Here is a 6,147-nt window from a genome sequence, read left to right as displayed (position 1 = left end):
GTCGAACGAGCCATCTGACGCTCTCTTCAAGACGGTACAGTCGCTCGACATCCAGCTCTTCGATGCCTACAACCACTGCGATCTCGCGAAGCTGGGCGCGATGGTGTCAGACGACCTGGAGTTCTATCACGACAAGACGGGGCTGTCGGTTGGTAAGGCGCCGTTTATCGCAGCGATCAAGCAGAACATCTGCGGCAAGGTGGAGCGCAGGCTGGTAGCGGGATCGCTCGAGGTGTATCCGCTCAAGGATTATGGCGCGGTGGAGATTGGCGTTCATCGTTTCTACCATTCTCACAACCCGGAAGATGGCGTGGGAGAGGCCAAGTTCATAACCCTCTGGCAGAACAAGGACGGCGCATGGAAGATGACGCGCGCGATCAGCTACGACCATGAGCCAGTGCGGTGAGACCGGCTATCGGCCATTGGCTTTCGTGTTTCCTGAAATGAACCGACAACGTGGGTGCCCTTGGGGGAAACGCAGCTCACTCGGCTGGCAAATTGGACGTTTCCCGCAAGAATCCATCGGCGACGATTAGCTCGCGCTGAGCGTCGCCGGAATGCGTTCCCGGACCATTGTTCATTCCGCCAAGAAGCCAGTGGCCGTTCAGAGGGGCGATGGTAGTCAGTTGGTTGTGGCGGGCGCCGCCGATGTAGCCGAGGTTCTGGGCCAGCGAGCCGTCGGCGTTTAACAGCGCCAACAGTGGCTGAGCAGCTTCGGAGATACTCGCGCCGGTTGGGTTCTGCACGTAGCCGGTGGTACCCAGCGCGAGGTATCGGCCGCTGGGCAAGGCTGCAACATCAAACAACACGTCGCCGCGATCGACATCGACCACACTGTACGGGCCGGGAGTGCCATCGCTCCCGACCAACGCAGTGAACGCATTCCACCCGGTTCCGTCTGATCGCACCTCGGAGAGAACCCGGCCCACCAACACGAAGCCGCGAGGCGTTGCCCGCACGCCATGCAGTTCGGCAAGGTCGTGAGTGTCGATTACGGTGCTTCCCAGGCGGCGGCCGTCGGCGCTCGCCACACGCGTGAGCAAGGCACCCATCGATGCTGCAATTGGTTCGCCGAAAAACTCTGCGTGCCCACGGAACGTGAAGTTGCGCATCGGGGCATTGACGACACCGACCGCGAGCGTGCCGGACGTATCCACATCCACGTAAATCCTCAGATGATTCTCGAGCTGGCCGAAGACGTCGAAGCTACCACTGGTAATGCCCTCCCCGAGGATCGAAGTACCGGGCTCTACGAGGGTCCGCCAGGAAACCTGATATGTGCCGAGCGTGTCCCGGTCGAGACGATAGGCAACGATCGCGTTGCGCCCGGTGCGCAATACGACAGCCAGGCTTTCACCGAGCGGGGCCAGCCCGGCGGCGGAGTCGAGAAACGGTTGGTCACTTCGAATCGGTCCGTTAGGATCGAGCCGCACGATGCGCACTTCTCGTGCTGTGGTGAGAATTGCCGAAATGTCGCCGGACGGATGCACCGCGAAGTCAACCACTGACCATCCTGACGGCGGCATGTAGGGGTGCACGGTGTGGCCGTCGCTTTGTAGTATCGCCAGCGTGCGCTGTGGACCGTCCTCAAAGATGGATGTAAGTCGCTGCTCAAGCAATACGACCGCGCTACCTGCTGTGCGCACCCTTGTGATTGTCTGGCCGGCGACGGCGAGATCCACGGTTTTGATGGGCGGAGTCTCTCTAGCCCCGCAGGCAACGAGAAGCGCAACCGCCAAACAGAGGAGCCCACGGAGAATGGTTGACGTCTGGCAAACGGTTGCAGCATTGACAAAGCAAAATCTCATCATTCGGAACTCACGATTCTCAAGGATCTTCTTGTAGTTCTCGTCCTTCGCGCTGCGCGCCTGCCCGAGCGATTATCTAATGAGCGGTACTGAGATGCACCCACGAGAGGTGACTAAAGTTGCTACGCGGGATGAGAATGCAGGGACGACATGATTCGTGCCCTTTCCCATCTTGGTTCTTTGGAACCACTATCGCCTGTGCTTGTATACGACTCGCCCTTCATCACGAACACCACTCGCCGTACTGCGGTAGTGTCCCTGGTCGGATCGCCATCGAGGGCGATCATGTCCGCTTGTATGTCTGGACTGAGTGAGCCGATTTCCTTGTCCAAATCAGCGCTTGCCCGGGCTGAGTGGCGCACCCTTAGGAAAGGGCACGGCTTTTGACGTTCGGTCTACGGTTCAGGGAAGCATCGGCTTCAGCCGTGCCGTAATTGGGAATTGTTTTTCTTTTCGGCTTTAGCCGCTGAGGTAAGATTTTCGTTTCAGAATGAACGTGAGACCTCAGGCGCTAAAGCGCAAAACAAAAAGTCTTGCGCTGTTACGGCACGACTGAAGTCGTGCCCTTCCCTAAACCTCGTGCCTTTCCTTAAACCTCGTGCAAGCCCGCAGAAGCATTCCAGAGGTATGTGGGGAATGTGTACATTCAGCACAATCGCGTAGAGTGGTGGATGGCCTCACTATGATTTCGGAAGCGCCTCACCAGACGGCGGAGTGGTCTGAACCGGCATGCATTGGGCAGCGAAAACCGGTCGAACTTTACGAGCCCTGGGATTACAGGCATTGAGGCGTCTTGGACTGCTTACCGCTCTGGCTGCATCGTTGTTCCTGGTAGCCGGTACTGTGCAGCGACACGATCTGTTTCAAGTGAGCGCGGTTGTCCCCAAACAAGACTGCGAACATTTCCTTCCATACTCCTCCGATGCAAATCACATCTGGAACCGGGTGCACCGGCGTCTGCTGGAGCGGCGCGATCGTGACGGTCGTCTCTGGGGATGCGACGATGTGGATCCCCTGCTTTGGCAAAACACCAATCATCTGCTCCATGGCTACACCTACAAAGAGACTGTGGGCTTGCTGGATGAATTCACGCGCACGCATGCCGAACAGCTGATCCGTGATCCGCTTGCGCGAGCGATATTTCAGCGAGATCTGTGGGCGGTGTTTGACTGGCTGGCTGGGCCTTTGAATGGTCACGAGGAGCAGCGTGCGCAACTCGAACGGCGGCTTGCGGCCATCATCAAGGCGGTGGCGCTCACGCCAGATGAGATTCGACATCTGCCCGACAACTTCGCTGCGCTGCGGGGCTCCACAACGTCGGATGATTTCGCTTTGCCCGATCCGGCAGCCGGATGGAGGCTGATTGGACGCGATGACGGCACGCCGATCGCGCCGATTCACTCTTATCCTTTTCGGCGCTCATTGTTTCTGGTGTACATGAAGCTGCCCCCGGGCGGACCAGAGCCGGCTGCATATCTGGAAGCCATGCGCGCCTATAGCCGTGAGCATCCTGGAAGCGAATGCATAGCGCCGGTTCGGCACTGCAATCCGCCGCAGTTTCCGGTGGGCACGCAGTTGGCGCTGGTGCGGCGCGCGCTGCTGGTGGATACCACCGGCCGTCCGGTGGTGTCGCCAATTACGGAAAGCGTTCAGCTGCGCCGCTACCTTGAGATTCCAGCGCAGTTCACAATTGATTGGCGCGGAGTGATGCAGCGTCGCGCGGAATTTCAGATGACCCGCCGCGGCCTGCGAAGGGGCGACATCGCGCTGCGACGCATCGCGGAAGACGAATCTCAATTCCAGGTTTTTCTCACCCATGGCTTCGATTTTGAAGGACCGTCTGTGACACTTAAACGCTGCTCCAACTGTCACCAAGGCATCGGCGTGATTTCCTTTACCAGCTATTCCCGCGAACAGTTTGAAAACGAACACACCTTCATCATGGTGCATGCGAGCGATGAAGGAGACGAGAGTAAAGCAGCTATTACTTATCTCGAAAGCCGGGAATCGTGGAAGCTGCTGCAGCGGAGGATGCGATGAGATGTGTGAAGTCCTTCATGACATTTTGAAGCATTGAGGCACATGCTTCTTATGTCTTCCGCCTGGAATGTCCAAAAACGGCAGGTGGCCTGCCATTTTCCCGTTTTAGTTTTGGCATCGCATTCCAAGACAAAGGGTGGCCCCGGTCTGCGGTTCAGGGAAGGGCATCGGCTTCAGCCGTGCCGTAATTGGGAATTGACTCTTTTCGGCTTTAGCCGCTGAGGTAAAGGTTTTGGTTTCAGAATGAACGTGAGATCTCAGGCGCTAAAGCGCCAAACAAAAAGGCCTTGCGCTGTGACGGCACGACTGAAGTCGTGCCCTTCCCTAAACCAAGGGCGAGCCACTCGTCTAATGGAGTGCGCTCGGCTTCGTTCTATCCGGAGCGGCCATCGCTCAGCGCCGAACCTGCCTCAGCACCGAACCTGCCTCAGCACCGAACACAGTTCGGTGCTACCACGAGTCAATATTGCGAGTCAACGAGAAATGTCATTTTGGAACTCAGGCGACTGCGCGGAGAGTGCTTGCCGCAACCATCCGACGCTGGGGCGAGCAACGGATGCGAATTTCAGAATTCACTGCTTATTCACTGTTATTCACTGTTATTTCTGGCAAGGAAAAATCGCGAATTCCCGTAATCCCTGACGCGGCAGGCGGTTGCACGGAATCGTCCGTTGCTCGCTGGCCTTTTGTGAAAAAATTCGCTGTTAAATTCGCTGATAAATTCGCTGTTCCGCGCACACCAGTGAATTACGCCGGGTTCGCGCTGAATCCGTTGCTCTACCGACAACGCAAGAATCGCGATTCGCTTTCTGTGCTACGAAGGTATTCATAAAGCGCGTCATACATCGGAAATTCTTGTCTCAGGCGCTCCTAATCGCTAATCCGCTTTGGTCATTTCGGAGCCTCAGTTTTTCAGAATCAGTCTGAGTTTGCGTGCGAACTCATCAACCTGTTCAGTAGTGTTGTAGACGTAGAGGGATGCTCTCGCGGCGCGCTTCACTCCGAAGCGTTCGAGCAAGGGAAGGGAAGCCATATCGCCTGCTCGTATTGCAATCCCGTATTGGTCCAGTCTGCGCGCCAGCTCGTCGGGCTCAATTGCATCGGTGGTGAAGCAGAACAGGGAGATACGATTCTGAGTCTCCCGGCCTCCAACAAGCCGAATGCCTTTGTTTTCCGAAAGAACTTCGAGCAGATGTTTCGTGACTTCTTGCTCATGCGTCCACATTCGCTGGTAATCCAAGGTACGGATGAACTCGATGGCTGCAGAGAGCCCCACAGCTCCGCATACGTTCGGCGTTCCGGCGCCGAATTTGCGCGCAGCTTCGGAATATTCCCAGTCATCTCTGGAGATCGCGTGTGCCATGTTGCTGCCCGCCTGATATGGCGGCATTTGATCCAGAATCGCGCGGCGGACCCACAGGACACCTACTCCCATCGGTCCCATCATTTTGTGGCTGGAAAAAGCGAGAAAGTCGCAGTCTAAATTCTGTACGTCGACTGCAATGTGAGGAACCGACTGCGCCGCGTCCATTAGAACTTTTGCTCCTGCTGCATGCGCGATTCGGCACAGTTCAGCCGCAGGATTGATGATCCCGAGCACATTCGAAACGTGCGAGAAACAAACCAGCTTGGTCTTTTCGGTGAGCAGCTTGGGAAGAGAGTTGATCTCCAATTTGCCGTCATCGAGAACGTCTAGATAACGAACCCGTGCTCCCTTTCTCTTTGCCAGGAGCTGCCAAGGAAGCATGTTGGAGGCGTGCTCGGCGACAGTGAGGACGATTTCATCATCACGGCCGATGTTTGCCTCTCCCCACGTGGCAGCGACCAGATTGATGCCCTCCGTTGTTCCGCGCGTCCAGATGATTTCCAGAGGGTCTTTAGCACCAATGAAGCTGGCTAGGCTCGCTCGTGCACGCTCATAAATTTCCAATGACCGCCTGGCGAGCGAGTGCAGATTGGGCGCGGGATTGGCATTCTCCGACCGGTAATAATCACTCACAGCATCGATGACGTGCCGGGGACGCTGTGCCGTCGCAGCCGTATCGAAATAAATAAGTTCCCTATTGTTGATGGTCTGAGCAAGGGCGGGAAATTCTGAGATTACCGGCGCGCCCGGCCTGGAAGATGTGGAGTGACTCTCGCTGGGCTGTGGAGCCAGCAGGCTAGCGCCACACGCAATACCGATACGGAGGACTTCTCGGCGGCTTCGGTTAGTGTTACACATGTATCATCTAAGTGAAACGTATATTACACAACGTGAATGGAAACCGCACCTCTTTTGAACGGTTAGCTGATCTGT

The 6,147-nt window shown here is 56.6% G+C and carries 5 protein-coding genes; 3 read left to right on the top strand and 2 right to left on the bottom strand.

Going from position 1 to position 6,147, the window contains the following annotated elements; all coding sequences use genetic code 11:
- The first annotated feature begins 49 nt into the window (after window positions 1–49).
- Window positions 50–406 (top strand): DUF4440 domain-containing protein, encoded by a 357-nt coding sequence (locus tag DMG62_18190; protein ID PYY21554.1) that lies wholly within the window; start codon window positions 50–52, stop codon window positions 404–406.
- A 76-nt stretch (window positions 407–482) separates the two neighbouring features.
- On the opposite strand, the gene DMG62_18185 is transcribed toward DMG62_18190, so the two are convergent.
- Entirely contained in the window at window positions 483–1,811 is a 1,329-nt protein-coding gene (locus tag DMG62_18185) for a hypothetical protein (GenBank protein PYY21550.1), read from the bottom strand.
- A gap of 726 nt (window positions 1,812–2,537) precedes the next feature.
- On the opposite strand from DMG62_18185, the gene DMG62_18180 reads away from it, so the two are divergent.
- Together DMG62_18180 and DMG62_18175 are read left to right on the top strand one after the other, a co-directional pair.
- Entirely contained in the window at window positions 2,538–3,848 is a 1,311-nt protein-coding gene (locus DMG62_18180) for a hypothetical protein (GenBank protein ID PYY21549.1), read from the top strand.
- A 517-nt stretch (window positions 3,849–4,365) separates the two neighbouring features.
- Complete coding sequence (locus tag DMG62_18175) at window positions 4,366–4,680, top strand: hypothetical protein (protein ID PYY21548.1); 315 nt, start codon at window positions 4,366–4,368, stop codon at window positions 4,678–4,680.
- 72 nt (window positions 4,681–4,752) lie between these two features.
- On the opposite strand, the gene DMG62_18170 is transcribed toward DMG62_18175, so the two are convergent.
- On the bottom strand, window positions 4,753–6,072 hold the full coding sequence (locus DMG62_18170; GenBank protein PYY21547.1) for a cysteine desulfurase: 1,320 nt from the start codon (window positions 6,070–6,072) through the stop codon (window positions 4,753–4,755).
- Between the last annotated feature and the right edge of the window lie 75 nt (window positions 6,073–6,147).

This window comes from Acidobacteriota bacterium (genome assembly GCA_003225175.1).
GTDB lineage: Bacteria > Acidobacteriota > Terriglobia > Terriglobales > Acidobacteriaceae > Gp1-AA112.
Note: the sequence above shows the minus strand (reverse complement) of the source record. Positions and strands in the feature narration are given on the sequence as shown.